Origin of the sequence: Nocardia sp. NBC_01499 (genome assembly GCF_045040275.1) — a bacterium.
GTDB lineage: Bacteria > Actinomycetota > Actinomycetes > Mycobacteriales > Mycobacteriaceae > Nocardia.
Genome location: NZ_CP109426.1, coordinates 2,684,546 through 2,710,005, shown reverse-complemented (window position 1 = coordinate 2,710,005; position 25,460 = coordinate 2,684,546). Strand labels below are relative to the sequence as shown.

At 67.5% G+C, this 25,460-nt stretch carries 30 protein-coding genes; 17 read left to right on the top strand and 13 right to left on the bottom strand.

Going from position 1 to position 25,460, the window contains the following annotated elements; translation table 11 throughout:
• Positions 1-14 precede the first annotated feature (14 nt).
• Positions 15-509 carry a MarR family winged helix-turn-helix transcriptional regulator gene (locus OG203_RS12425; protein ID WP_405165803.1) on the bottom strand — a complete coding sequence of 165 codons (495 nt, stop codon included), beginning with the start codon at positions 507-509 and terminating at the stop codon, positions 15-17.
• Between the two features lie 73 nt (positions 510-582).
• Between OG203_RS12425 and OG203_RS12420 the strand changes: the two genes are divergently transcribed.
• On the top strand, positions 583-1,464 hold the full coding sequence (locus OG203_RS12420; RefSeq protein ID WP_405165802.1) for a VC0807 family protein: 882 nt from the start codon (positions 583-585) through the stop codon (positions 1,462-1,464).
• Here OG203_RS12420 and OG203_RS12415 read toward each other — a convergent pair.
• Entirely contained in the window at positions 1,451-2,347 is an 897-nt protein-coding gene (locus tag OG203_RS12415; RefSeq protein WP_405165801.1) for a transglutaminase domain-containing protein, read from the bottom strand. The two genes, OG203_RS12420 and OG203_RS12415, sit on opposite strands and share 14 nt — an antisense overlap.
• 62 nt (positions 2,348-2,409) lie before the next feature.
• Positions 2,410-3,348 carry an FAD-dependent oxidoreductase gene (locus OG203_RS12410; RefSeq protein ID WP_405165800.1) on the bottom strand — a complete coding sequence of 313 codons (939 nt, stop codon included), beginning with the start codon at positions 3,346-3,348 and terminating at the stop codon, positions 2,410-2,412.
• Between the two features lie 149 nt (positions 3,349-3,497).
• Between OG203_RS12410 and OG203_RS12405 the strand changes: the two genes are divergently transcribed.
• On the top strand, positions 3,498-3,899 hold the full coding sequence (locus tag OG203_RS12405) for a hypothetical protein (RefSeq protein ID WP_405165799.1): 402 nt from the start codon (positions 3,498-3,500) through the stop codon (positions 3,897-3,899).
• 17 nt (positions 3,900-3,916) lie between these two features.
• On the opposite strand, the gene OG203_RS12400 is transcribed toward OG203_RS12405, so the two are convergent.
• The gene (locus OG203_RS12400) at positions 3,917-4,324 is read right to left on the bottom strand and encodes a hypothetical protein (protein WP_405165798.1); all 408 of its coding nucleotides are present in this window, start codon (positions 4,322-4,324) and stop codon (positions 3,917-3,919) included.
• Between the two features lie 236 nt (positions 4,325-4,560).
• On the opposite strand from OG203_RS12400, the gene OG203_RS12395 reads away from it, so the two are divergent.
• Positions 4,561-5,964 (top strand): pentapeptide repeat-containing protein, encoded by a 1,404-nt coding sequence (locus tag OG203_RS12395; RefSeq protein ID WP_405165797.1) that lies wholly within the window; start codon positions 4,561-4,563, stop codon positions 5,962-5,964.
• 38 nt (positions 5,965-6,002) lie between these two features.
• Here OG203_RS12395 and OG203_RS12390 read toward each other — a convergent pair whose 3' ends face one another.
• The 4 genes from OG203_RS12390 to OG203_RS12375 form a co-directional block, all read right to left on the bottom strand.
• Positions 6,003-6,398 (bottom strand): VOC family protein, encoded by a 396-nt coding sequence (locus tag OG203_RS12390; RefSeq protein ID WP_405167853.1) that lies wholly within the window; start codon positions 6,396-6,398, stop codon positions 6,003-6,005.
• Between the two features lie 140 nt (positions 6,399-6,538).
• Positions 6,539-7,621 carry a sensor histidine kinase gene (locus OG203_RS12385; RefSeq protein ID WP_405165796.1) on the bottom strand — a complete coding sequence of 361 codons (1,083 nt, stop codon included), beginning with the start codon at positions 7,619-7,621 and terminating at the stop codon, positions 6,539-6,541.
• Positions 7,618-8,274, bottom strand: a complete 657-nt coding sequence (locus tag OG203_RS12380; RefSeq protein ID WP_405165795.1) for a response regulator — start codon at positions 8,272-8,274, stop codon at positions 7,618-7,620. Before OG203_RS12380 ends, OG203_RS12385 begins: the two co-directional genes overlap by 4 nt.
• A 234-nt stretch (positions 8,275-8,508) precedes the next feature.
• The gene (locus tag OG203_RS12375) at positions 8,509-9,225 is read right to left on the bottom strand and encodes a hypothetical protein (RefSeq protein ID WP_405165794.1); all 717 of its coding nucleotides are present in this window, start codon (positions 9,223-9,225) and stop codon (positions 8,509-8,511) included.
• On the opposite strand from OG203_RS12375, the gene OG203_RS12370 reads away from it, so the two are divergent.
• The 4 genes from OG203_RS12370 to OG203_RS12355 all read left to right on the top strand — a co-directional run bounded on the left by OG203_RS12370 (position 9,211) and on the right by OG203_RS12355 (position 12,421).
• On the top strand, positions 9,211-10,296 hold the full coding sequence (locus OG203_RS12370) for a DUF418 domain-containing protein (protein ID WP_405165793.1): 1,086 nt from the start codon (positions 9,211-9,213) through the stop codon (positions 10,294-10,296). The genes OG203_RS12375 and OG203_RS12370 overlap by 15 nt on opposite strands.
• 50 nt (positions 10,297-10,346) lie before the next feature.
• Complete coding sequence (locus tag OG203_RS12365) at positions 10,347-11,459, top strand: alcohol dehydrogenase catalytic domain-containing protein (protein ID WP_405165792.1); 1,113 nt, start codon at positions 10,347-10,349, stop codon at positions 11,457-11,459.
• A gap of 237 nt (positions 11,460-11,696) precedes the next feature.
• Positions 11,697-11,978 carry a type II toxin-antitoxin system Phd/YefM family antitoxin gene (locus OG203_RS12360; protein WP_405165791.1) on the top strand — a complete coding sequence of 94 codons (282 nt, stop codon included), beginning with the start codon at positions 11,697-11,699 and terminating at the stop codon, positions 11,976-11,978.
• On the top strand, positions 11,975-12,421 hold the full coding sequence (locus OG203_RS12355) for a type II toxin-antitoxin system VapC family toxin (protein WP_405165790.1): 447 nt from the start codon (positions 11,975-11,977) through the stop codon (positions 12,419-12,421). Before OG203_RS12360 ends, OG203_RS12355 begins: the two co-directional genes overlap by 4 nt.
• On the opposite strand, the gene OG203_RS12350 is transcribed toward OG203_RS12355, so the two are convergent.
• Positions 12,422-12,757 carry an alpha/beta fold hydrolase gene (locus tag OG203_RS12350; protein WP_405165789.1) on the bottom strand — a complete coding sequence of 112 codons (336 nt, stop codon included), beginning with the start codon at positions 12,755-12,757 and terminating at the stop codon, positions 12,422-12,424.
• Between the two features lie 14 nt (positions 12,758-12,771).
• Positions 12,772-13,074: an alpha/beta fold hydrolase gene (locus OG203_RS12345; RefSeq protein WP_405165788.1), complete on the bottom strand. Its 303-nt coding sequence runs from the start codon at positions 13,072-13,074 to the stop codon at positions 12,772-12,774.
• A gap of 134 nt (positions 13,075-13,208) precedes the next feature.
• On the opposite strand from OG203_RS12345, the gene dapB reads away from it, so the two are divergent.
• From dapB to OG203_RS12310, 7 genes are all read left to right on the top strand, one after another.
• Complete coding sequence (gene dapB / locus OG203_RS12340) at positions 13,209-13,955, top strand: 4-hydroxy-tetrahydrodipicolinate reductase (protein WP_405165787.1); 747 nt, start codon at positions 13,209-13,211, stop codon at positions 13,953-13,955.
• Between the two features lie 180 nt (positions 13,956-14,135).
• Positions 14,136-14,633, top strand: coding sequence for a hypothetical protein (locus tag OG203_RS12335; RefSeq protein ID WP_405165786.1), 498 nt, complete (start codon positions 14,136-14,138; stop codon positions 14,631-14,633).
• Between the two features lie 54 nt (positions 14,634-14,687).
• Positions 14,688-15,143, top strand: coding sequence for a flavodoxin family protein (locus OG203_RS12330; protein WP_405165785.1), 456 nt, complete (start codon positions 14,688-14,690; stop codon positions 15,141-15,143).
• 165 nt (positions 15,144-15,308) lie between these two features.
• Positions 15,309-15,995, top strand: a complete 687-nt coding sequence (locus tag OG203_RS12325; RefSeq protein ID WP_150405770.1) for a response regulator — start codon at positions 15,309-15,311, stop codon at positions 15,993-15,995.
• A gap of 79 nt (positions 15,996-16,074) precedes the next feature.
• A complete protein-coding gene (locus OG203_RS12320) occupies positions 16,075-17,358 on the top strand; it encodes an ATP-binding protein (RefSeq protein WP_405165784.1) in 1,284 nt (427 codons plus the stop codon).
• Complete coding sequence (locus OG203_RS12315; protein WP_405165783.1) at positions 17,351-18,370, top strand: hypothetical protein; 1,020 nt, start codon at positions 17,351-17,353, stop codon at positions 18,368-18,370. Before OG203_RS12320 ends, OG203_RS12315 begins: the two co-directional genes overlap by 8 nt.
• A 40-nt stretch (positions 18,371-18,410) precedes the next feature.
• Positions 18,411-19,610 carry a winged helix-turn-helix domain-containing protein gene (locus OG203_RS12310; protein ID WP_405165782.1) on the top strand — a complete coding sequence of 400 codons (1,200 nt, stop codon included), beginning with the start codon at positions 18,411-18,413 and terminating at the stop codon, positions 19,608-19,610.
• Positions 19,611-19,690: 80 nt separating this feature from the next.
• On the opposite strand, the gene OG203_RS12305 is transcribed toward OG203_RS12310, so the two are convergent.
• On the bottom strand, positions 19,691-20,134 hold the full coding sequence (locus tag OG203_RS12305; RefSeq protein WP_405165781.1) for a hypothetical protein: 444 nt from the start codon (positions 20,132-20,134) through the stop codon (positions 19,691-19,693).
• A gap of 147 nt (positions 20,135-20,281) precedes the next feature.
• Between OG203_RS12305 and dapA the strand changes: the two genes are divergently transcribed.
• Together dapA and OG203_RS12295 are read left to right on the top strand one after the other, a co-directional pair.
• The gene (gene dapA / locus OG203_RS12300) at positions 20,282-21,190 is read left to right on the top strand and encodes a 4-hydroxy-tetrahydrodipicolinate synthase (protein ID WP_405165780.1); all 909 of its coding nucleotides are present in this window, start codon (positions 20,282-20,284) and stop codon (positions 21,188-21,190) included.
• Between the two features lie 160 nt (positions 21,191-21,350).
• Positions 21,351-23,387 carry an RNase J family beta-CASP ribonuclease gene (locus OG203_RS12295; protein ID WP_405165779.1) on the top strand — a complete coding sequence of 679 codons (2,037 nt, stop codon included), beginning with the start codon at positions 21,351-21,353 and terminating at the stop codon, positions 23,385-23,387.
• Positions 23,388-23,448: 61 nt separating this feature from the next.
• On the opposite strand, the gene OG203_RS12290 is transcribed toward OG203_RS12295, so the two are convergent.
• A complete protein-coding gene (locus tag OG203_RS12290; RefSeq protein ID WP_405165778.1) occupies positions 23,449-24,009 on the bottom strand; it encodes a hypothetical protein in 561 nt (186 codons plus the stop codon).
• 30 nt (positions 24,010-24,039) lie between these two features.
• Complete coding sequence (locus OG203_RS12285; RefSeq protein WP_405165777.1) at positions 24,040-24,420, bottom strand: DUF4189 domain-containing protein; 381 nt, start codon at positions 24,418-24,420, stop codon at positions 24,040-24,042.
• A gap of 236 nt (positions 24,421-24,656) precedes the next feature.
• Here OG203_RS12285 and OG203_RS12280 point away from each other — a divergent pair, with 236 nt between their 5' ends.
• Entirely contained in the window at positions 24,657-25,280 is a 624-nt protein-coding gene (locus OG203_RS12280) for a TIGR03085 family metal-binding protein (protein WP_405165776.1), read from the top strand.
• Positions 25,281-25,460 lie beyond the last annotated feature (180 nt).

Below are 25,460 nucleotides of genomic sequence, written 5' to 3'. Positions count from 1 at the left end.
TCGGAGTTGCTCGCTCAGGGCGCTGCCGTGTTCTTGAAATCGGGGTCGGAGATCCGGCGGGTGTTGGTCACCAGGATGTCGGTGGTTCTGCGAATCCAGTCGCTGATCGCGACCAACTCCGCGGGGGTGTACCTCGACATCAGTTCGGTCATCTCCGCGCCGAACGGGATGAAAGCCGCGCCCATCAATGCGTCGGCCTGCTCGTTGGGGACGAGCTCCACCAGCACCTTGCGCCTGTCCTGTTGGTCACGAGTGCGCTTGGCGTAACCAGCCTTCTCCAGCCGATCCACCAAACCGGTGACCGCGCCGGAGGTCAGGCCGGTGTGTTCGGCGATGACGCCCGCCGTCACCGGGCCGAGGATGCGCAGCGTGTCCATGCACTTGCGCTCGACCGCGCTGAGCCCGAGGAGCTTGCCCGTAGCGGCATGAAAGTTGACCATTGCCGACGCGAACTCGCGGCCGAGGATGGTCGGGTCTGCGGCCTGCGCCGGTGGTACCTCTTGCGTCATGTCCTCAATATAGCTTAGCCTCTCGCTATCTTACAAACTAAGATAGTTATCTACTGAGAGATTTAGGGGATTCATGAACGGCACGATCGGCAAGCGCGAGAAGGCCCGGTGGCTGGCCCTGAGGGTCGCGAACACGGCCATCGATCTGCTGCTTCCAACGGTGGTTTTCGCTCTGCTCGCACCGACCGGACTGCCCGCCGCGATCCGGCTGTCCCTCGGCGGCACGCTGCTGGGCGCCAAGGCCATCGGCGGTGGCATGCAGACCGGCCAATTCCGTTGGCGATTGGCCACCGTCACGGCCGTCGCGTCCACCGCGGTACTCATCGGCTGCTACCTGGGCGGGCTGGGGGATACGGCAAGCATGGTGGCGGGTGCGGTCGTTGTCGGGCTGATCGTCCTCGGTGAGCTACTGCGAAATAGGTTGCGGCAGAGCGATACACGCCGGATCGATAGGTTCGCGGTCCTGGTGGTCGCCGAAGTCGCCGTCGGTGTCGTGGTGACCTCGATCAGTGGCGACGCACGGTTCGTGCTGGCAAGAAGTTCGCTGTACATCGCCGTCGCCGGGATCCTCATGCTCGCCACTACCTGGACGGATCATCCGCTCATGCGCGACGCGCTCAAACCCGTTGCCGCGAAGGGAGATCCATTGCGGGCCGAGGGGTTCGACCGAACCTGGCTGAAATCGGCGCGGTTCCGGGCTAGCTACCGATTCATCACCGCCACATTGGGTTTGGCGCTGCTGGCCGACGCGGTGTTGCGCGTGGTGGTGATCTACAGCTACTCGCCCGACGAGGCGGGCAAGTCGTCGCTGCTGTCGGGTCTGCCGCTGATCGGGCTGGTCGGGCTGTGGCTCGTCGTCAATCGCACCTTCGTCGTGCCTCGGGCAAGGCGGCTGCTCGATCTGGAAATGGCGGAGTCGCAGCGGATTACCGTATGCGAACTCAGCGCAGGGTGATCGGGCGCGGCACTCCGGCCGGTGGCGTCGCGGTGTGAATCAGCGCGGGAACTCGCAGCGCTCCCGTTTCGAAAGCCGCTCGGATGCTGTCGATTTCGGTCGCAGGGTCGCGGAGTAGCTCGCTCAGGGCGTCCATCTCGGTGATTGTTCGTGCGTCGACCTCCGCGGAGGTGTCGAGCGGTCCCCATAGATCCCAGAGGATCATCTCGTGCTTGTTCAGCGCGGCGAGGTCCAGTACGAGGTTGTGCAGTAGGTAGGGCCAGCCGCGCAGGAAGGGTGCGGGTTGGTCGGGGGAGACGACGAAGCGGGCTGGGTCTGCCGCGCCGCCACGGCACGCGGCCCAGGCATCGGCGCCGACGAGGAACCGGTCCCTCGGAATGTCGAGCAGGTCAAGCGGTGTGCCGTCGGTGGGATCCTGGTAGCCCGGCGCGAACTGCGGGTCCATGAGTCGCCAGCGCCCCTGCTCGGTGTCCCAGATCTCGGCGATCGTGTGGTCCGTTGCCAAGCCCGGCATCAGATACGTGGCGAATCCGGTGCGACTGCGAGCCGGAATCCCGTGCTGGCGAGCCATGGCGACGAACAGCAACGTGAAGTCTCGGCAGCAGCCGACTACCCGCTCGGTCGGCGCGCGTTCCGCGTCGAGGGGTGCCGGATTCAGCTCGTGCAGCCTGGCGAAGATGTCCGCGGCGTAGCGGAGGTCGATCTCCGCGCGCCGCTGCGCGGCGAAGCCATGCTCGGAGATATCACCGTTGCCCCAGAAGTGGAACACCAACCCGGCGGCGGCCTCGCGTAGCGCCGCCGGATCCGGATCGATCGCGGCGACCCACGGCACGAACGCGCCCGGGTCGGTGAACCTGCTCTGCGTGGCGTAGTCGAGTTTCATGGCCGTGGCCCTCCGGTCGGAACTATGACCATCCACGTCTATGGCCTGACACGGTGTCAGAGTCAACGATCGGCGAGCATCCCAGCGACCTCGCGAGCGCTGCCCCAGGAGAGACTGACGCCCTGCCCGTCGTGGCCGTAGTTGTGCACGACCCTGGCCGTGCCGACGCGTTCCTCGTCGAGCCTGGCTTCGGTGCGGCCGGGGCGAAGGCCGACCTCGTGGCCGATCACCTCCGCGTCGGCGAGTTTCGGCTCGACCGCGATGCAGCGGCGCAGGATCTGTTCGGCCACTTCGGGATCCGGCTCCAGGCTCCACTGTCCGCGTTGCCGCACGCCGCCGAGGATCAGCCGTTCGCCGTGCGGGAAGTAGGCCGCCCACTGGGGTTGGCCGCCGAGTTCGACGTAGTAGTCGGAGATGCCGGGATTGCGGACGATGACGTGCTGTCCGCGTACCGGCTGCACCGCCGCGTCGCCCGCGAGTTCGCCCGCCGCCACGCCGGTGCAGTTCACCACGACGGGTGCCGCGGCCGCGGCCTCGGCGAGATCGCGCACCGTCCGCTGCTCGATCTCGACGTTGCGCGCCGCGAGGCGTTCGGTCAGGTATCGCAGGTAGCGCGGCAAATCGATGAGCGGGGCCGTGCACCGGAAGCCGATCAGCATGCCGTCGGGCAGCTCGTCCGGGGCGCACACTTCCACATCGACCAGATCGTCTATCCACGAGGGTATTTCGGACCAGACGCTCGAAACCTGAAGTCCGCGTTCGAAATGCAGTCCCGACGCCGGATCGTCGGCCAGCCGGGAGAACTCGGCGAATGTCACCCGACTCCACGCCGAATCCCTCGGCGTGGCACCAGGTCCCCACAACCCGCTCGCCACCGCCGAGGTCGTTCGGCCAGGCAGTCTTTCCGCCCACACCCGAACCCGATGCCCTTCCTCCGCCAGGCACACCGCGGTGGTCAATCCGATCACGCCCGCCCCGAGCACCAACACATCATTAGCCATGATCGCGACGGTACCGACGAACCAACCCCGCTGGCTCGGAAAGTTGGAATGTGCACCGCGCGCTAGTGATTGGCGGGATTCCGGCATCGGGCGGCAGGATGCCGGTGGTGAGCAGTGCGGGGCGTGCATAGCGTAGTGGTATTCCCGCTTTGGGCGATACCGCGGGCGCTACGCGGGTGATCAACTCCGAGTTCGTCGCTGGCTGTGACGGTGACCGTGGCGTCAGCAGGGCAGCCATCCCCAGCGCGTCCCTCACCCGGTACGCCCACGAATACGGGTACGCGTGGCTGACGATCTTGGCCGAGGTGGCCGTAATCCGTTACCAGGAACACGATTCGAGCCTGCTCGACAGTTACTCGTCGACGTGCCTTCGCCACGTGTGGAACTATCAGGCGTATGCGACGTGGTTGACCGAATTGGTGCACAACTCCGGGGACACCTCGTATCACGGTGAATTCCGGCGCCAGGTCGCTCGGGCGGAAATGGAGCGGTTGTTCGAGCCAGGCGCGGCGAACCGTCGTTTCGGCGAGTTCATCACCGGGCTGAACTAGTTCTCACCGCAGGCGATTCAATCGTTGGGCGCGTCGGTCTCGTGCAGTACTCGCCAGCTGTAGCGGGGCGGGTTGGCCTCGGCGGTCAGCACCGCGGTCGTCCAGCGGTCGGCGTGCCTTCCAGCGAGGTGATGTCGCTCCAAGAAACGGATCACGGTCACGTTCCCCGCGGCGAACAGCACCTCGGCCTCGGTGATCTCGATATCGAGACCTGGGCTGGAGTGCCGGGCGCGGCGCAGGCCCGACAGCAGTTCGGAGCGGCTGAGCCGGGCGCCGGAGGTGGTCACCATGGAGAAGGTGTCGTGCTGGGTCGCGGCGAAACGCTCAAGGACCTCGGGTTTCGCGTCGGTCCCCAGCCACGTGGACAGCAGCGCGTGCACGGCCTCGACCTCGGCCACCGGATCGAGCGAATCGGAAGCGGACATGTCGGCAGACTACTCGAGCGGAACGTATGAGTAGCCCAGCGACGCGGGTCCTGAACTGGACCCGCGTCGTTCGGTGTCCGTGTTGTCGCAATGACGCCGTCGAGCGGCACCCGCCTGCGGCGAACGTCGGCATGGTGCGCCACTCGTGGATAGAGGACATTTGAAAGGGTTTGGGGCGCAGCGATAGCCGATCTTGTCCGGTAGTCGACGGGCGGCAATGCGGCTACCATGCGCTAATGCGATGGGGGAGGTTGGGCGACCGACTGCACCGCGCGGCGTTGCTGCTTGCGGTGCTGGTCGCGGTTGTCTGCGGCCTCGGTATCGCGGCGCTCACCTGGTGGCTGCTGTGGCTGGCGTTCGGTGCGAAGGCCGAGACGCCGAATCAGCTTGATCTCACCAAGATCGCATTGTCGGTGGCCGCGGGAGTCGGTGCCACCGTTGCTTTGGTGGTGGCCTATCGGCGGCAGCGCGATCTCGAACGCGGGCGTTTCGCCGACTTGTTCGGGGCGGCCTCGCGGCAACTGGGCGACGCGGACGTCGCGGTGCGGATCGCCGGGGTGTACGCCATGGCCGGGGTCGCGGACGAGTTCCGTGCGCGCGGCCGCCGCCAGCAATGCGTCGACGTGCTGTGCGGGTATCTGCGACTGCCCTATGATCCGGTCGCCGGTGCGAACCATCTTGTGTCGCAGGCGGAAACGGTGGACGAGTCCGGTCTGAAGGTCGAGCGCGTCTACCAATTCAGGCAGAACGATCGCGAGGTGCGCCGCACCATCGTGCAGGTGATCGCCGATCATTTGAAGCGGTCGGCCGACATCTCCTGGTCCGACTGTGAGCTCACCTTCAACAACGCCGTTATCGAGCGGGCCGATTTCCGATACGCGATCTTTACCGGACGGCACACCTCCTTCGCCCGCGCGGTGTTCATCGGGCGCACCACGTTCGAGCACGCGATCTTCGCCGGACCGCACGTCACGTTCCGCGATGCGCGTTTCGAAGACGGGCCAGCGCTGTTCGACCACGCGCGCTTCGGTTCGACCCGCGTCGAGAAGGTCGAACGCGCCGGTTATGGCACAACCTTCGACGGCGCGACGTTCGACGGCTCGGTGTCGTTCGAGAACGCCACCTTCGTCGGCCCGCGCACGACCTTCATCGGCATCAGCTCGGCCGGGGCCCGAACCTCGTTCCAGGACACCAAGTTCCACGCCGACCTCACCTCGTTCGAGCGCGCCACCCTGGACGGTCAGCACCTCGCCTTCACCGGCGCGGAGATCTCGAGTCCGCGAATCACCTTCGCGGGCGCGCACTTCGAGGCGGGCACCGTGGCGTTCGACGACACTCGCATCGGCACGCCCGCGCGCATGCGCAACCGAGGCACTCGCGAAACAGACTTCAGCCGAGCCGAATTCCACGGCACCACCACGTTCGCGGGCACCACGTTCGCCGGTCGCTCCGTCGATTTCAGCGAGGGCGACTTCTTCGGCGACATCTCCTTCGTCGACGCCCGATTCACCGCCGGCGAAGTCAGCTTCGAGCGTCCAACGGCCTGGGTCGGCACGCATTTCGACTGGGACGACATCCCGACGCGCAAACCGGCCAACGTCAAACCCAATCCGTGGCCGCCTGAGCTGTCCGACGAGTGAAACGGGGCGGCGCCCAGCTGAACGCCGCCCCTGATCTTTCAGCTCGGCCAACCGCCGTACGGAACGGTGATCAATTCCATGAAGTGGCCGTTGGGGTCGAGGAAGTAGACGCCGCGGCCGCCGTCGTTGTGATTGATCTCGTTGACACCCTGTTGACGAGGGTCGGCCCAGTGATCCAGTTTGTAGCGCTGGATCTTGGCGTATGCCACGTCGAATTCGGGTTCGGAGATCAAGAACGCGTAGTGCTGAGGCTGGATTTCGGTGACATGTGGCGGCACGTTCGCGAAATCGAAGGTAACCGAGTTGTCCAAGGGGAGCGGAATGAACGGCCCCCATTCGGTCCCGAGTTCCGAATCGAGGAGGTCCGCCCAGAATTCGGCGGTCACTCGATTATCGCGGCATCCGACAATGGTGTGATTGAACTGTACTGACAGTGGAGTTTCTCCTTGTGCCGTGACGGTCCCGACCCCGGGCTCGGTACAAGGCGGCCAACGGGAGCACCGTCACGGTCATCGACGCTAGCAAAGGTCCCGTGGATTTCGCCAGTACCCAGTGTTCCGCAGCGTGTTTCGGGTCAGCGGGGCACGCGCAGCGCCGCGCGATAGCCGCGGTCGGCGGTCGGGCCGGACTCGAAACTACCGCCGAGCAGTTCGGCGCGTTCGGCGAGGCCGATCAGCCCGTGCCGAGAGCTGGGCAGTGCCACCGCGGGCCTGGTCGGCTCGGTATTGGTGACCGTGACGCCGAGGGAGTCGGCGTCGTGCCACAGCGACACGGTGGCGGTCGCGCCCGGCGCGTGCTTGCGGACGTTGGTGAGCGCCTCCTGCACCGTTCGATAGATCGCGCGCTGGCCGGGCGCGGCAAGCTCGTCGGGCAGCTCGCCGCGCAGCTCGACCTGAATACCGCTGGAGTCGAGCAACTTTCGCAGATCGGCCAGCGTCGGCTGTGGCGTGAGCTCGGTGCTCTGACCGCCAGCGGCGCGCAGCAGCGTGACCATATGGCGGAGCTCGTCCAAGGTGTCGACGCTGAGCCTGCGGATGGTGCGTGCGGCCTCGATCGCGTCGGCGTCGGTGGCCGCGACCTGGAGCGCGCCCGCGCGCACCGCGATCAAACTGACCTGATGCGCGACGACGTCATGCATTTCGCGGCCGATCTGCGCCCGTTCGCGCGCGAGCACGGCCTGGGCGTGCAATTGCCGTTCGTGGTCGCGCGCCTCCTCGATCTCGACCAATCGGGCGGACAGGTCGCGGCGGGTCCGCACGAGCTGGCCGAGTAGCACCGGGGCACCCGCCCAGGCCAGCGAGTACGCGAAGGTGACGAGCATGCCGCGCTGGTCGAGGGGATGGCCCGGCGGCCACGGCGCGGACGCGGCGATCGAGGTGGCGAGCACCGAACCCCACAGCAGCGCGCGGTTGCTCGTGCGTCCGGCCAGGGTGTACAGCGCGATCGCGGGGGCGGCGAGGATGGCGAGCATCCAGCTCGCGGGCAGCGTCAGCGCGAAGGCGAGCAGCGGAAGGCGGCGACGCAGCAGCAAGGCGGCGCAGGCGAGGCCTGCCGCGGCGAACTCGACGGGCGAGCGGGCCTCGCCGTCGGCGAGCACGTCGGCCACGGCCACGGCGACCAGCGCAAGGTCGACGAGCCACGGCGGGAGCCGGTTCACGGCAGCAGTCCCGCTCGCTGTGCGAGCAACGCCGCCTGTACCCGGCTGGTCACCCGCAATTTGGTGAAGATCGCGCTGACATGGTCCTTGATCGTGCCGACGCTCAGGTGGATCCGCTGACCGATCTCGGCATTCGACAGCCCGTCGGCGAGCAGCACCAGCACCGCGCGTTCCCGTTCGGTGAGGCGTTCCACGCGCGCGGCGTCGATGTCGGTGGTGGCGGCGGGTTCTGCGTTGCGCAGCAGGGTGGCGGAGACCTTCGGCGACAGCACGACGCCGCCCGCCGCGAGGGTGCGCGTCAGCTGGGCGAGCTGCTCGGGTTCGGTGTCTTTGAGCACGAAACCCGCTGCGCCGGAACGTAATGCGGACAGGATGTAATCGTCGGTGTCGAAGGTCGTCAGCATCGCGACCACCGGTGGGTTCGGCACGGCGCGCAGCTGTCGCAGCACCGTCAGGCCGTCGACGTCGGGCATCCTGATATCGAGCAGCACGACGTCCGGCCGCGTCGCCGTGACCGCCGCCAGCGCCTCCGACCCGGTCGCCGTCGCAACCACCTCGATGTCGGCGGCCGCGTTCAGAATCAGCTCGAAACCCGAGCGCACCAGCGCTTCGTCATCGACGACCACCACCCGGATCACCCGCAACACCTCCATCGCCCCCCATCGCCGCTTCCACCCGTGCACGAGCGAACCAGAAATACCGCGCCCCGGTGCGCACGACGAAGCCGAGCGTCAGCGAGGCGCAGCCGTGAGCCTAGATCCCCCCGATACGCCGACCCGTCGGCGAGGCGGTGGGACGACCGACCGGCGGGGATGGTCCAGCCGGTCGGCGGGGTACCAGCCACCGATCGGGGGAACGATCCGGACGTATGCCGGATACCGGATGGATCAGGCCTTCTGAACGCTGAAAGGATGCCACAGAACGGACTTCCGGCTGCAGTCGATGTCGGTCAGGGTGCTCGGGTGGGTGATGTGAATCGGGTGGGTGATGTTGTGCGGGCCGATGACGCGGCGCGGGTTGATGGCGCAACGCGGGCCGGTGAGGGAGCACGGACCGGTGGCGCAACGCCGCTTGGTGAGATAGCGCTGGTTGGTGAGGCAACGCGGGCTGGCGAGGTCGCGCAGATTGGTGAGGCCGCACCGGTTGGTGAGGCAACGCGGGCTGGTGACGTAGCGCCGGTTGGTGGCGCAACGCGGGTTGGTGAGGTCGCGCGGGCTGGCGAGGTAGCGCGGGCTGGCGGCGCAACGGGGGCTGGTGACGTAGCGCCGGTTGGCGTAGCGCGGGTTGGCGAGGGAGTGCAGGTCGGTGGCGTAGCGCGGGCTGGTGAGGGAGCGCAGGTCGGTGGCGCAACGGGGGCTGGTGACGTAGCGCCGGTTGGTGGCGCAGCGCGGGTTGGTGAAATGGCGTGGGCCAGTGGCGCGACACAGGCTGGCGACGTAGCGCAAGTTGGTGAAGTAGCGCGGGTTGGTGAGGTAGCGCGGACGGGTGAGGTAGCGCGGGTTGCTGATGGTGCGCCGGTTGGTGACGCGGTGCGGGCTGGTGCGCGGTTGATCGGGGTTGATCTTGCGCGGGGGCTCGCGGTGCTCGGGATGTATGCGGCGCATGTGGGGCCGGAGCCGGCGGAGGGTGGGTTCGTCGGGTTCGTCATGGAGGTGACGCATGGTCGGTCGTCGGCGCTGTTCGCGTTTCTCGCGGGGTTCTCGATCCTGCTGATCACCGGTCGTCGGGCGCCGAAGGCGGGGCAGGCGGGCCGGCAGGCGCGGGTGAAGATACTGATCCGGGCGGGCATCCTGCTCGTGCTCGGTACCGCGCTGACCGCGTCCGGCACGAAGGTCGAGGTGATCCTGGCCTACTACGGGCTGTACTTCCTGCTGGCGCTGCCGCTGTCCCGGCTGCGCGCCGCCACCTTGGCCGTGGTCGCGGCGGTGAGCGCGCTGGTGCTGCCGCAGCTCGCGTTCCTGGTGATCGCGACGGACCCCGGCTGGACCTCCGCCGTCAATCGGTTCGATCCGCTGGCCTGGGTGGCCGGGCGCGGCGATCCGATCGGGAGCAACGATGGACTGGTCGGGCTGCTGTTCACCGGCGGCTACCCGGCGCTGGCCTGGATGCCGTTCGTGATCGCGGGTATGGCGGTGGCGCGACTCGACTTGGCCGCCACCGTGATTCGCGTTCGACTTGCGGCGACCGGCATCGGCCTTGCGGTGCTCGGCTACGGCGGCTCCGCGTTGGCACTGCCTTCCGCGCCCGACGTGGCAGAGCGCGGAATCATGTACGCACCATGGTGGTCCGACCTGGCCGACCAGCCGACAGACTGGCGATACCTGTTTGTCGCGATGCCACACAGCGAAACCACGCTGTCGATCGTCGCGAACACCGGCGTCGCGCTCACGGTGCTGATCGCCTGCCTTGCCGCGGCCGACGGGTCCCGGCGATTCCGGCGGATGGCCACGCCCTTGATCGCGGTCGGCAGCATGTCGTTGACCGCCTACGTTTTCCATGTGGCCGCGATCGCGGTACTCGGCTTCGACGTACTCCCCGCCGGTTCGCTCCCGGTGCTGCTCAGCCTGAGCGCCATCATCATGATGTTCGCGTACTGCTGGAGCCGTTTCTTCCGCCGCGGACCGCTGGAGTGGTTGCTGTATCGCGCGACGTCGGTGGCCGAGCGGGTGCGTTAGCCGTCCACCGCCCCTGTGCCTCGGACAGTTCGGGCGGTAGCGTCGGCGGAATGAAGATTCGTGGGGCGATCCTGGAGCGGATCGCGGCGCCGGTGCCGTTCGCCGAGTCGGCGCCTATCAGCGTCGGCGAGCTTGACCTGGGCGAGCCGGGGGCGGGCGAACTGCTGGTGCGGATCGAGGCGGCCGGGCTGTGCCATTCAGACCTGTCGGTAGTAGACGGCAATCGGGTGCGGCCGGTGCCGATGCTGCTCGGGCACGAGGCGGCCGGACGGATCGAGGCGATCGGTCCTGGCGGTAGTGATCTCGCGATCGGGCAGCGCGTGGTGATGACCTTCCTGCCGCGCTGCGGCGAATGCGCGGGCTGCGCGACCGACGGCCGGACGCCCTGCGTGCCGGGCAGCGTCGCCAACAACGCGGGCGAATTGCTCGGCGGCGGAAGACGATTGAGCCGCGACGGCGCCGAGGTGCACCATCACCTCGGGGTGTCCGCCTTCGCGACGCACGCGGTGGTGGACCGCAGGTCGGTGGTTCCGGTGGACGACGACGTGCCGCCCGAGGTGGCGGCCGTACTCGGCTGTGCGGTGTTGACCGGCGGTGGCGCGCTGTTGAATTCGGCGAAACCGGGGCCGGGGGACCGGATCATGGTGGTCGGGCTCGGCGGCGTCGGCATGGCGGCGGTGCTGGTCGCGGTGTCGCTGGCGGCCGATGGTCACGAGGTCATCGCCGTCGACACGGTTCCGGAAAAGCTGGCCCTGGCAAAGGAATTGGGTGCCACGTCCGCCTATACGCCGGCTCAGGTGGCCGAGCTGGGTGTGCAGGCGGAGATAGTCGTCGAGGCGGCGGGCAATATCCGCGCCTTCGAAACCGCTGTCGCCGCAACGGCTGCCGGTGGCACCACGGTGACCGTCGGTCTGCCCGCCCCCGATGCTCGTGCCAGCATCTCCCCGCTTGCCCTTGTCGCGCAAGGCCGTTCGATCGTCGGCAGCTATCTGGGCTCGGCGGTCCCCGCCCGCGACATTCCCACCTATGTCCGCATGTGGCGTGCGGGCCGTTTGCCGGTCGAACGTCTGGTGTCCGCGCACATCGGCCTCGACGAAATCAACCACGCCATGGACGAACTCGCCGCAGGTCACGCCCTTCGGCAGGTCATCGTTTTCGACTGACGAGTGGCAGGGCCGCGGCCCGGCGTCGAAGCCATGGACGCGCCGCTTCGACGGCTTTGGTGATCGCGTCGTGCTCTTCCATCCGGCGGAATGGGACGCCGAGCATCACCGACGAGCACTTCGCCGAGACCATGCGGGTGCTGGAGAAATTGGCCGAAAATATGGCTGGCGCCGCCGCGACCAAGTAAGTAACCTGAACTGACCAGAGTAGTCAAAGTGGTCGAAACGGGTGATCAGATGGCTCGAAAGCGATCGGAGCGACCTGATGTCGCATGGCCCCTTGCCGACGCAAAGGCCAGGTTGTCCGAGTTGATCGACAAGGTGGAACGGGAGGGACCGCAAGTGATCAGTAAGCATGGACGAGAGGTCGCCGTCGTCGTACCCATCGATGAATGGCGTCGGCGGAACGCGCGGCAGGGGAGCTTGGCCGAATTCTTCGCCGACTCGCCGCTACGTGATGCCGATCTAGTCGTGGACCGGGACAGGACGGAATCGCATCACCGCGACGTGACCCTGTGACGGCATTCGAGGTCGAGCCCGCAGGCTATCTCCTGGACACCAACGCCGTCTCGGAGTGGATCAAGCCGCGACCGGACCGCGGGCTGATGGAGTGGTTGCACGAAGCCGACGAGGAACGAATGTTCCTCAGCGTCATCACCATCGGGGAGATTCGTCGAGGCGTCGACCGGATGTCCGACGGACGGCGCAAGGCACGCCTGACCACCTGGCTGTCCGAACAGGTCGCCGACAGATTCGATAAGCGACTACTACCGGTCGACTTCGGCGTCGCGCAAGCCTGGGGCCGAATCCGCGCCAGAGCCGAAAGCATCGGGCAACGCGTCGATGCTGTCGACGCGCTCATCGCGGCGACGGCCGAGGCGCACGGACTTGCCGTTGTCACGCGCAACCGCAAGGACTTCCGTGGCACCGGGGTGCGGTTACTGTGCCCGTGGGGCGAATAGTTATGTGCGGGTGAGGAATTCGGTCCCGACCTCGATGTAGTCGGCGGTTCGGCTGATCAGCAGGGAGTGACCACGCTCGGTGAAGGTGCGGAAATCGCAGCCGGGATGCAGGTCGCGTAGGCGATCGGCGTGGGTGGTGGTGATCAGCGGATCGTCGTCCGCTCGGAAAATCACAGTGGGTCCAGCCCATCCGGGCCCGCGCATGAGCTTGTCGACGCCCTCGGCGAGTTCGAGCAGCAGACGATAGGAATTGGCGGCACCCGCGCTACCCGCCGCGTCGGTGGCCGTCAGAACCTGCTCGATCCAGAACTGGGGATACAGCGCGCCTGGGCGCACGACGGAGCCGAGCGTCAGCGAGGCGCAGTCGTGAGCTCGATCGATCCCCCCGCATCGAGCACCGCGACCACGCCGTCGACCAACTCGGCACAGGTCGCGACGCTCGACAGGTAGTCCGGCGCGATAGTCCGGAACCGCGGCATCAGCGCATCCGCTAAATCGAGCCAGCCGATACTGATCCCCGCGCCACCACTGAGCAGCAGCACCGGATCGCCAATTCCGCCGGTGAAGTACCGCCAATCATGCTGCCCGACACTGAGTTTCTTACGATCGTGCTGCCGTAGAAAGACCGCTGCCCGCTCGCGAATCGAAGTCACGCCCGCGACGGTGAGTCAGATGTCGGCCAGGCGCAAACATGCGCATGTAGCAATGTAAATCACAGAGGTCAGCAGACTGCCGCGCCGACACGGTCGATAGGCTGACACCGACGAAAACGGAAAGAGGAGGTGCGGTGACCACACGGGTCGGAGTACTCGGAGCGCGCGGCAAAGTCGGACAGGCCATCTGTGCGGCGGTAGACGCGGCGGCCGATCTGGAACTGGTCGCCGCCGTCGACAAGGACGATTCGCTCGACGCGTTCACCGAGGCGAACGCGCAGGTCGTCGTCGACTTCACCCACCCAGACGTGGTGATGGGGAACCTGAAGTTCCTGGTACAGAACGGCATCCACGCGGTCGTCGGCACCACCGGCTTCGACGCCGCCCGCCTCGACGAGGTGCGCGGCTGGCTGGCCGACCGCCCCGACACCGGCGTGCTGATCGCACCGAACTTCGCCATCGGCGCGGTGCTGTCCATGCGCTTCGCCGAACAAGCCGCCCGGTTCTTCGAATCGGTCGAGGTCATCGAACTGCACCACCCGAACAAGGCCGACGCGCCCTCCGGCACCGCCTACCGCACCGCGGGCCTGATCGCCGCCGCCCGCGACCAGGCAGGCGTCGGCCGCAGCCCCGACGCCACCACCACCGAACTGGATGGTGCCCGCGGCGCCGACGTCGACGGCGTCCGAGTGCACTCGATCCGCCTGGCCGGACTGGTCGCCCACCAGGAGGTGCTGTTCGGCACCCAGGGCGAGACCCTCACCATCCGGCACGACTCCATCGACCGATCGTCCTTCGCCCCCGGCGTGCTGCTCGGCGTCCGCGAGATCGCCAACCGCCCCGGCCTCACCGTCGGACTCGACCCGTTCCTCGACCTGTGAACGAGCGAACCATTCCCACCCAGGCCCGTACGAACGGCGCGGCCGGAGATCAACGCGGCGCGGTCGTGAACGAGACCGCGGTCCGCACCGAGGTGGCGTCGTGAGCGAACGTCAGCGAGTGAACCGAAGATGCGGCGCGCAGGTGCGCACGATGGAACCGAGCGCTAGCGAGGTGGCGTCGTGAGTGCCGCGGATGGGACCAGGCAGAACCGGGAAGTCGTCAAGGTCGTCGCGTTCCTCGCGGTGCTCGTCCTCGTGCTCGGCTTCTACTTCCTGCTCCTCGGCCGAATCGCGTTCAGCCTCATCGGTTCCGGCGGCGTCGCCGCGATCCTCATCGGCATCGGCGTGCTGATCCTGCCGTTCGTCGGTGCCTGGGTCGTCGCCGCGACCGTGCGCGCCGCCCTAGCCCACCAGCACCTGGCCCGCCGCATCCACGAGGAGGGCCGCGAACTCGACACCTCCGAACTACCGCACCGCCCGTCCGGCCGGATCGAACGCGACGCGGCCGACGAGCTATTCGCCCAGGTGAAAACCGAATGGGAAGCAGACCCCGACAACTGGCGCGTCTCCTATCGCCTGGCCCGCGCCTACGACTACGCCGGGGACCGCACCCGCGCCCGCGCAACCATGCGCCGCGCGGTAGCACTGGAAAAACTCGAACGCGACCAAGCGAAATAGCCGGCGGGACTGCGCAAGTGCCGCACGACCCGCGCCGCGCACTAGGCTCGACCCGTGGCGCAGTTGCTGATCATCCATCACACGCCGTCCCCGCACATGCAGGCCATGTTCGAGGCGGTGGTCTCCGGCGCGACCGACCCGGAGATCGAAGGGGTGGACGTCGTGCGCCGCGCCGCACTCGCCGTCACAGCCTCGGATGTGCTGGCCGCCAACGGATATCTGCTCGGCAGCCCGGCGAACCTCGGCTACATGTCGGGCGCCCTCAAGCACGCGTTCGACACGTTCTACTATCCGTGTCTGGACTCGACGCGCGGTCGGCCGTTCGGTTTCTATCTGCACGGCAACGAAGGCACCGAGGGCGCCGAACGCGGTGTCGGGCAGATCACCACCGGCCTCGGCTGGACACCGGCAGCGGCGCCGGTCATCGTGTCGGGGCCACCGATCAAGGACGACATCCAGCGCTGCTGGGAACTCGGTGCGACCATTGCCGCGCAACTAATGGGCGACTGACAGTTTTTGTCCTCGAAATAGCTAGCAGTGACAATCCATGCCGGTTACAAATAACAGACGGCCCCGATTTCTGGTGTCTGACCATTCGGTGCTTCGGCCCGGCATACTGACAGAACGTTGTTGCGGTGGGGATGTGACGAGTTTGCTCGGGAATGGAGATTTCAGGTGACGTTGGCCGAAGGGGGCAATAACGCACCGCGCCGGATCGGAGTGGTCGAAGACCACGAATCAGTAGCGATCGGACTGGCTGCCATGCTTGCGCCGGAACCCGATCTCGACCTGGTGTTGACCGCTGGCACGGTACCGGAATTACTGGCCGCCGCTCAGGATCTACCGCAACTGGACTTGGTCGTGCTCGACCTGCGCTTGGCCGACGGCTCGACGCCCGAGGACAACGTGCGAGCCCTGCGCGACCGCGGCATCGAGGTGCTGATCTTCACCGGCGCGGACAACGCGTTCCTCGTGCGGTCCGCCGCACGGGCCGGTGTGCTCGGCGTGGTGCGCAAATCCGAGGACGTGCAGACCGTCGTCGCGGCCGTGCGCCGTGCGGGCTCTGGCGAACAGGTGGTGACCACCGACTGGGCCGCCGCCATCGACGGCGACCCGCAGCTGTCCGACGTCGGGCTGAGCCCGCGTCAGGAAGAGGTGCTCACGCTGTACGCATCCGGCGAAAAGGCCTCTCGGGTAGCGCGATTGACCGGTCTGTCCGAACAGACGGTCAACGACTACCTTGGTCGCATCCGGCAGAAGTACGCCGACGCGGGCCGCCCGGCGCCGACCAAGACCGACCTGTACAAGCGGGCGGTGGAGGACGGATGGCTTCCGGTACCCGAGCGGCACCCGCGCGGATGAGCGAGCGCAGCGCGCGCGAACACCATGCACTGCCGACCGCGCGATCGTGGTGGTGCCCAGCGCACAGCGAGGCGGAGTCATGACCGCGTCCAGCATGCTGGACACCCCGACCACCCCCGTGTCACTCGATCGCATCACCACGAGCCGTTGGCGCCGGGGCAGTGCTCCGGCGTCGGCCTCGAGTGGCTACGAAGGCGCGTCCGATCGCATTCTGCGCCGCTTCGGGCTGGCGATCGGAATCGCCGGGGTGATCGTCGCGGTGGTGGAGCTGCCGGAGATCGCGGACCAGAGCCGGTTCGTCGCCGGTGGCTGGACAATCCTCACGGTGGTACTGGCTTTCGGGCTGTTCCCGGTGCTCGCTGCGGTGTCGATCGCGTCGAGCAGGCACCTCATCCAGCTGGTCGCCGGTGCGGCGGCGGTGAGCTTTCTCGCGGCGATGGCCGTGATCCCGTTCGCGTATCCGAATCCGGAACCCGACACCTCCTCGGTGTGGCTGTATCGCGTGCTCGCGCTCGGCGTGCTCGCGGCCGTGCTGGCGTGGCGGCCGATGATCGCGGTCGGCTACCTCGTGATCGGTGCGGTGCTGTCGGCCTGCGCCAACGCGTTCGTGGTCTCGGACGCGACGCCCGTGGTGTTCGCCGGTGACTTCGTGCGCGCGGCCGGATTGTGTGCGCTGTTCCTGTGGTGTGCCGTCTACGCCAAAGCCGCCGCGGATCGGGTTGACCGGGAATCGGCGATCGAGAGCAGGCGCGCGGCGGCCGTCGCGGGTGCCGCGGCCCGCGACCGGGAACGTGCGCGCTTCGCCGCGCTGATCCACGACGCGGTGCTGTCCACCCTGCTCGACGCGTCAAGGGCGGGTACCGACTCGCCGGTGCTGCGCCGGCAAGCCGAACGGACACTCGAACAGCTCGACGAATGCCGGGTCGGCGACTCGGAACCGAATCGGCTCGACGCACAGTCGGCCAGCGGGTTCCTGCGTTCGGCCGTGCACGAGGTCAACCCGGGTATCCGCTTCACCGCGCGGCGCTGGTCCGGATTCGACGACCTGCGCCTGCCGGTGGACGCCGCGGGCACCATCGCCGCCGCGCTCACCGAGGCGGTGCGCAACAGCCTGCGTCATGCCACGGTGCCGGGCCGCGAGGTGCAGCGCACCGTCACGGTGACGATCAGCGCGGGTGGCATCAGGGTCGTATTCCGTGATGACGGTGCGGGTTTCGATATGAGTCATGTGCCCGTCGATCGCCTCGGCATCTCGGTGAGCATTCTCGGGCGGATGCGCCAGCTCGCAGGCGGCGCCGGCTTCGTGGAATCACAACCGGGCGAGGGCACCACGGTGACGTTGGTGTGGGGCAGTGATGGCTGACACCGATACCGAATTCGGGCTCCGGGACCTACTCGGACTGCGGGATCCGGCGGCCGGGCTGTTCCTGCTCATCTTGCAGGCGACCATCGTGCTGTACATGGTGCGCAACTTCGGCGATTCACCGCTGATCGCGGCGGTGGCCGCGCTGGTGCTGCTGGCCGCGGCCGGGGTACTGGTGCTGGTGATCCCGGTCGATCCGCTGCCATTGCCCGCGACGGTGTTCGTGGCCGCGTCCGGTCCGGTGGCGACCGCGCTCACCTCGTTCGGTGTCGATTACGGCTGGTCGAGGCAGGTGTGGACCGCGTTCGCGTCGTCCTATGTGCTCGCGGTGCTCGTGCTGCGCGGTCGGCTCGGCGCGGCGTGGCTCGGCGTCGGTGGCGTCGCGGTGGTGATCGCGACCGTCGGCGTGGTGAACGGGCTGCGCGGCGGCGTGATCGCCGGATCTATCGTGCCGATCTCCACGGTGGCCGGTGTCTCGCTCTTCGCGGTGATCATGCGGCCCACCCAGCGTTCGCTGCGGCTGCTGCGCGAGGAGTCGACGATGCGCGCCGCCGCCGAGGCGACCATGGCCGCGGAGAACGGCGAACGCGACCGCCAGCTGGCCCGCCTCGACAAGGTGGCAAGGCCCATCCTGGAACGCATCGCCGACGGTGTCGAACTCACCGCCACCGAACGCGAACAATGTCGCCTGCTCGAAGCCGAACTGCGCGACGGCCTACGCGCGCCTCAACTCGTCACCGACGAACTCAGCAGCGCCGCCCGCGGCGCCCGCTCCCGCGGCGTCGAGGTGGTTCTGCTCGACGACGGCGGCTTCGCCGGTGTCCCACGCTGGGTTCGTCAACAGGTAATCGAAGCCGCGACAAAGGAATTGGACGCCGCCAACGCCGGCTCGGTCACCGTCCGAGTCCTCCCGATGGGCCGCCGCATCCTGGCCACCGTCCTCGCCAACGCCCCCCACCAAGACCGCCGCACCGAAATAGACGCCGCCGGAAGCATCAAGGTCTCCACCTAGCCCGCGAAGGTTGTCGGACCCGCATGGCATTGTGCGGGGTATGCGGAAGATTAGTGTCGGGGTGGCGCGGCGGGTGGCGCTGGCGGCGCAGGGGTTCGGGGCGCGCAAGCCGGTGCGGGCCACGCGGCGGTCGGTGCTCGGGGTGATCGAGAAAACGCAACTGTTGCAGTTGGATTCGGTGTCGGCGGTGGTGCGGGCGCACTATGCGCCGGTGTTCAGCCGGATCGGGGCCTATGATCGGACGCTGCTCGAAGAGGCGGCCTGGAGCCACACTGCGCGGCGGCCGCGGCGGCTGGTGGAGTATTGGGCGCACGAGGCCGCGCTGATCCCGGTCGAGGACTGGCCACTGATGCGGTGGCGGATGAAGCAGTTCGAGAACGGGCGTTGGGGAGCGGCCACGAAGGTTACCGAGCGTAATCCCGCGCTGGCCAAAGACATCCTGGATGTCATTGCCGAGGTCGGCGCGTGCACCGCCGGGGAGGTGGAACGGCATCTGGAACTGGACAAGCCGCGCGCCAAGGGTTCCTGGTGGAACCTCAGTGACACCAAGGTGATCTGCGAGCAGCTGTTCGCCTCCGGTGCCCTTTCGGTCGACAAGCGCGTCAGCTTCGCCAGGCACTACGACCTGGTCGAACGCGTGATCCCGCCGGAAGTCTTGGCGCGCAACGTCTCCGAGGAGGACTCGGTACGCGAACTGGTGCGCCGCGCGGCCACCGCGCACGGCATCGGCACCGAAACCGACCTGCGCGACTACTACCGCCTGCACCGCCGCCAAACCGAACCGGCCATCGCCGACCTAGTCGACGCGGGCGAACTACTCCCGGTCGAGGTCGAAGGTTGGGACAAGCCCGCCTACCTGCGCGCGGGCACTCCCACCCCGCGCCGCGTCGAGGGCGCCGCCCTGCTGTGCCCGTTCGACCCGCTGATCTTCTTCCGCGCCCGCACCGAACGCCTCTTCGACTTCCACTACCGCATCGAGATCTACACCCCGGAACCCAAACGGGTGCACGGCTATTACGTCTTCCCGTTCCTACTCAACGGCGAACTCGTCGGCCGCGTCGACCTCCGCGCCGAACGCGCGGCGGGCCGCCTGTCCGTCCCCGCCGCCTTCGCCGAACCCGGCCACGACACCCCCGCCACCGCCCACGCCCTCACCGAGTCTCTCCGCGACATGGCCGACTGGCTCGAACTGGACAAGGTGGTAATCGGCCCCCGAGGCAACCTCGCACCGTTCCTCTAGAACGGCAATCATGATCAACGGCACATGGCCGAGTAAGGCCACCACCGTGTGCCGTTGATCATGGACCGCGGCGAGATCCGTCAGACGTCGCGCTTGGGCCCGTAGCCGCGCATCTGATCGCGGAGCGCGCCGGAGACCGCGCCGGACAACCAGGAGTTCAGCGACTGGTTGCTCTGCGCCGCGGCCTCTTCGGCCTTGGACTTCAATGTTTCGACCAGGCGCAGGGTGACGCGGCTGATGTCGCCGGTCATTTCCTCGAAGGTCGGATGATCGTCGGCCGCGGTCTGCTTGCGCAGGTCGACCTTGGCTTCGGTGCCGTCGAAGGAGAGGTGCACCGTGCGGTCACCCAGTTCGGTATTGAGCTCGGCGGCCAGTTCGGACAGCGCGGCAAGCAGCACCAGCCGGGCCGAGCTCTCTGTCGCCGCGGCCAACGCCGCCGCCGTGGCCTGGGTCTTTTCGTCGCCGAGGGCGGCGGCCGCGATCAGGTCCTCGCGCAGGCGGGCGGTGTACTTGTTCAGATCCATGACATCAGTGTGACGCCATATTTGATGTCGCACAAGGACGGGAGTGACATCATGATCGTGCGGCGGGTGCCGCCGCACCCGACCGGCCGGTCCATTCAGCGGCGACGGTGTCGAGAGCGTTCCGCCGACCGGGTAGCCTTTCTGACCATGACGAACGGTGTATCGACGCAATCGGAGCTGCGCGCGTCCGGCACAGTAGGTGTCGCGATGGTGACCCCCTTCAGTGCCGACGGCAAGCTCGACGTCGATGCCGGGGTCTCGCTCGCTGCCCGCCTAGTCGACCGTGGCGTCGACCTACTCGCCATCTCCGGGACCACCGGCGAATCGCCGACCACCAGCGAACAGGAAAAGGCGGACCTGCTCCGCGCCGTCGTCGATGCCGTTGGCGACCGCGCCACCGTGATCGCGGGCGCGGGCACCTACGACACCGCCCATTCCATCGAACTCGCCCGCAACGCCCAGCGCGCCGGCGCGCACGGCCTGCTCGTGGTGACGCCGTACTACTCGCGCCCCTCGCAGGAGGGCCTGTTCGCGCACTTCACCGCGGTCGCCGACGCCACCGACCTGCCGGTCACCCTCTACGACATTCCGCCGCGCTCGGTGGTCCCGATCGCCAGCGACACCATCCGCCGCCTGGCCGAGCACCCGCGCATCGTCGCGGTGAAAGACGCCAAGGGCGATATGAACGCGGGCGCGGACCTCATCGCGAACACCGGCCTCGCCTTCTACTCCGGCGACGACACGCTGAACCTGCCATGGCTGTCGATCGGCGCGACCGGATTCATCAGCGTCATCGGGCATCTCGTGCCCGAGCGCCTGCGCGAGCTGCTCACCGCCTACACCTCCGGCGCGGTGGCGCGCGCCCGCGAGATCAACGCGGCCCTGGTGCCGTTGAACTCGGCGATGTTCCGTTTGGGCGGTGTCGCGATGAGCAAAGGCGGCCTGCGCCTGCTCGGGATCGACGCGGGTGAACCGCGATTGCCGCAGTTGATGCCGAACCCTGAACAACTCGAGTTCCTCGCTGCTGATCTACGGGCAGCCGGGGTGCTCGAATGAGAGAGCGGAGCGAGCGAATCACCACAAACCAGAGCGAGCTAAATGACCGGTGTGCCTCACGCATGACGGAGCTGAGCGTCGTCGAGGTGCACATGAGCGAGCGAATCATCGGCACTGCGACCCCGGTCCGGCCGGAACCGAGCGTTAGCGAGGTGCGGGCATGACCGAACCTGTCGCACGTCGGCCGCGCAGAACCGCCTCGCGCACCGCGGGGCCGCCGCCGGCCGTGCCCGCCGAGCAGCCGGCGCGCATCGAGAAGCCGCAAAAGGCCGTTGCGCAGGCCGAAGCTCAGCCGGAGGCCGTGCAGTCCGCACCCGCCGAGCAGCCCGCGGCGATGAAGACCGCGAGGAAGTCGAGCGCGGCGAAGAAGTCCGCACCGGCGAAGAAGTCGGCCCCGCGCGCCGAAGCGCCGCAAAACGGCCAGCAGGCAAGGAAATCCGGCCGTGGCCGCCAGCAGTCCGGTCGCGGCCGCGCCGAACAGTCCGCGCCCCAACAGGATCCGCGTGCCGCGGCACCCGCGCATGACCGGCTCGGCGCACCGCCGAAGCTGCCCAAGAACGGCCTGCGCATCTTCGCGCTCGGCGGTATCGGCGAAATCGGCCGCAACATGACCGTTTTCGAATACGGCGGCAAGCTGCTCATCGTCGACTGTGGCGTGCTGTTCCCCGAGGATCAGCAGCCCGGCGTCGACCTGATCCTGCCCGACTTCCGGCCGATCGAGCACCGGATCAACGATGTCGTCGCCGTCGTGCTCACGCACGGCCACGAGGACCACATCGGCGCGGTGCCGTTCCTGTTGCGGCTGCGCGCCGATATCCCGGTCGTCGGCTCGAAGTTCACCCTCGCGCTGGTCGCGGCGAAGTGCAGAGAGCACCGCCAGCAGCCGAAGCTGATCGAGGTCATCGAGGGCCAGCACACCACGCACGGTCCGTTCGACTGCGAGTACTTCGCCGTCAACCACTCCATCCCGGACGCGCTCGCCGTCGCCATCCGCACCCCGGCGGGCGTCGTACTGCACACCGGCGACATCAAGCTCGACCAGCTGCCGCTGGATGGTCGCCTCACCGACCTTGCCGGGTTCTCCCGGCTCGGCGACGAGGGTGTCGACCTGTTCCTGGTCGACTCCACCAACGCCGAGGTTCCCGGCTTCGTCACGCCGGAACGCGAGATCGGCGGGGTGCTCGACACGGTGATCGGCAAGGCGCGCAACCGCGTGATCGTCGCCTCCTTCGCCAGCCATGTGCATCGCATCCAGCAGGTCGTCGATGTTGCCCAAAAGTACGGCAGGCGAATCTGTTTCGTCGGTCGCTCGATGGTGCGCAACATGCAGATCGCGCAGGATCTCGGCTATCTGACCGTGCCGGACAGCGTGGTCGTCGACCTGGACCAGGCCGCGACACTGCCCGGCGATCGCCTGGTGCTGATCTCGACCGGTTCGCAGGGCGAGCCGCTGTCGGCGCTGTCCAGGATGGCCCGCGGCGATCACCGCCAGATCAACATCCGCGAGGACGATCTCGTGGTGCTGGCCTCCTCGCTCATCCCCGGCAACGAGAACTCGGTGTTCGCGGTGGTGAACGGCCTGGCCAGGCTCGGCGCCACGGTGATCACCCAGCAGAACGCCAAGGTGCACGTCTCCGGGCACGCGTCCGCGGGCGAGCTGCTGTACCTGTACAACGCGGTGCGCCCGACCAATGCGATGCCGGTGCACGGCGAATGGCGGCACCTGCGTGCCAATGCCGCGCTCGCCATCGCGACCGGCGTGCCGGAGGACCGGGTCATGCTCGCCGAGGACGGCGTCGTGGTCGACCTGGTCGACGGGATCGCGTCCATCGTCGGTCGGGTGCCGGTCGGCCACGTGTACGTCGACGGCCTCTCGGTCGGTGACGTCGGCGAATCGACGCTGTCGGACCGCCTGGTGCTCGGCGAGGGCGGTTTCATCTCGATCACCGTCGCGATCGACGAGACCACCGGCAAGGCGGTCAGCACGCCGGAGGTCAACGGACGCGGCTTCTCCGACGATCCGACGGCGCTCACCGTCGCGGCCGAACTGGTCGAGGCGGAACTGCTGCGGCTGGCGACCGAGGGTGTCACCGACATCCATCGGATCGCGCAGAGCGTGCGGCGCGTCGTCGGCCGCTGGGTCGCCGACACCTACCGTCGCCGTCCGATGATCGTGCCCACGGTTATCGGCGTCTGATCCTGGAATAACGAAAAGCGCCGGATGCCCGTGGCAACCGGCGCTTTTCGGGTTTCTCAGCTCATTCCTGGCAGGCCGCTGATTCGATTTTCGCGCTCTTGACGATATTGCAGGCGAAGGTGTGATCGACCTTCCATTCGCCGCCTTCGGAGACGAAGGAGACGAACGCGTCGTCGACCGGGGTGCCGCCGATGGTGACCTCGGCGTCGGCCTTCAGCTTGCCGTCCGTGGGCTCGTTCACGTTGGTGATCTCCACCTTGACTCTCTGCTTCTTGGCGGCGTCGACGAGGTTGGCGACCAGGTAGGGATCCTGCTCCGCGGCTTGGATCCAGCCGATCTTCTCTTTGTCCGGCACGTTCGGATCGAACGCCTTGGTGAGCCGGTCGTTCAGCTGCTGTGTCGAGGGCTTGGCCAGCACGGGCGAGGACGGTGTGGTCGGCGCGGAGCCGGTTTCCTTGTCGCCCTTGTCACTTCCGCCCTGGAGTTCGCCGGGTTTGGTGTCGGCATTGGCGGTGCTGCTCGGCGACGAGGACTGCTTGTCACCGGAGGCGCAGGCGGTGAGCGTGCACGCGGCGGCGGTGAGGACGATGGCCACGGCGGTCCGGAAAGTGCGGTGTTTCACGATGTTTCCCCTGAAATCGATGCGCGGACGTCAGCCGTGGTTGGACGTGCAGTTCCAGTGCACGATATAGGCGTCGGAGTTGTTGTTGGACAACGCCTTACCCTGCGCACCGGCACGGGACGCGGCGTAGCCCCAGCTGTAGGCGCCGCTGTGGCGGGAATAGGCAACTGCCCCACAGCCATTGGCGAACCAGACCACCGTCGCGCAGTCTCCGGCGCCGCAGCCGCGGACCGCCCGCGCCTGCGCCCCCGCCGAATCCGGGTAGTCGTAGGAGTAGCCGATCAGCCCGGTAGAGGTGGACAGCGCGATCGCGCCGTAGTTGTACGCCTTGGCTTGTGCGGCAGGCGCGCTGATAGCCAGCGCACAACTAGCTGCGGCCGCGATGGCCGCACCAGTCACAAACTTCTTCACAGGGAATGTGCCCTTCTTGTTTTTGAGGCCCACGACCCGATGGACCGAGTGACAAGTTACATAGCGAGCACTCATTGCGGTACCCAAGAATTCGGGGGCTCTCGCGCGCCGAACCGCGGCGATATCACACTCCCGGACCCGAATACGACCGCACACTTTTGCGGTGCCGCACGGGTAATCGCCCGCAATTTCGAGTGTGGGAAATCATATGGTCTGCGGGTCGGTATGTTCAGGGGGTGAGCATCGCGCAGCGGGAACGTCAGGAACTCGTCGAGACCATGACGGCCGTCGGGCCGGAGGCACCGACGCTCTGTGGCACCTGGACGGTGCGAGACCTGGCCGCGCACTTGGTGGTTCGCGAACGACGGCTCGACGCCGCGCCGGGCATCATGCTGAAGCCGTTCGCCGGGTATCTCGAAGGCGTGCAGGCGAAAGTGGCCAGCAAACCGTTCCCCGAGCTGCTCGAACTGGTCAGGACCGGGCCGCCGTGGTGGTCGCCGCTGCGCCCGATCGACGCGCTCGCCAATCTGACCGAGATGTTCGTCCACCACGAGGACGTGCGCCGCGGCAGCCCCGGCTGGATGCCACGCGAGATCTCGCAGGCCGACGAGGACAAGTACTGGTCGCTGGTCAGCCGCATGGCGCGGCGGTCCTACCGCAAATCCCCGGTCACGGTCGTGTTGGAGTCGCTGGACGGTAAACGAGCGGTCGTTCGTTCGAGGCCGGGCGACGAGGTGACGTTGACCGGCGCACCGTCGGAGCTGCTACTGCACTCGTTCGGCCGCGACGAGGTCCGCATCGAGACCACCGGCGAACCCGACGCCGTCAGCACGGTATTGGGCCTCGACCGTTCCGTTTAACCGCTACTTCGCAGACATGCTCGGTTCCTCGCCCATCCGGCAGACGGTCAAGCCCTCTGTGAAGACACGGTTTGCTGTGTGAAGTCGGACCCGACCGGTCGGGTCCGACACGCTGGATCGGCGGTTGGGGGCGCGCGACCCGGATCCGCAGCGACCTGGGCATCTGCACAGTTCGGCACT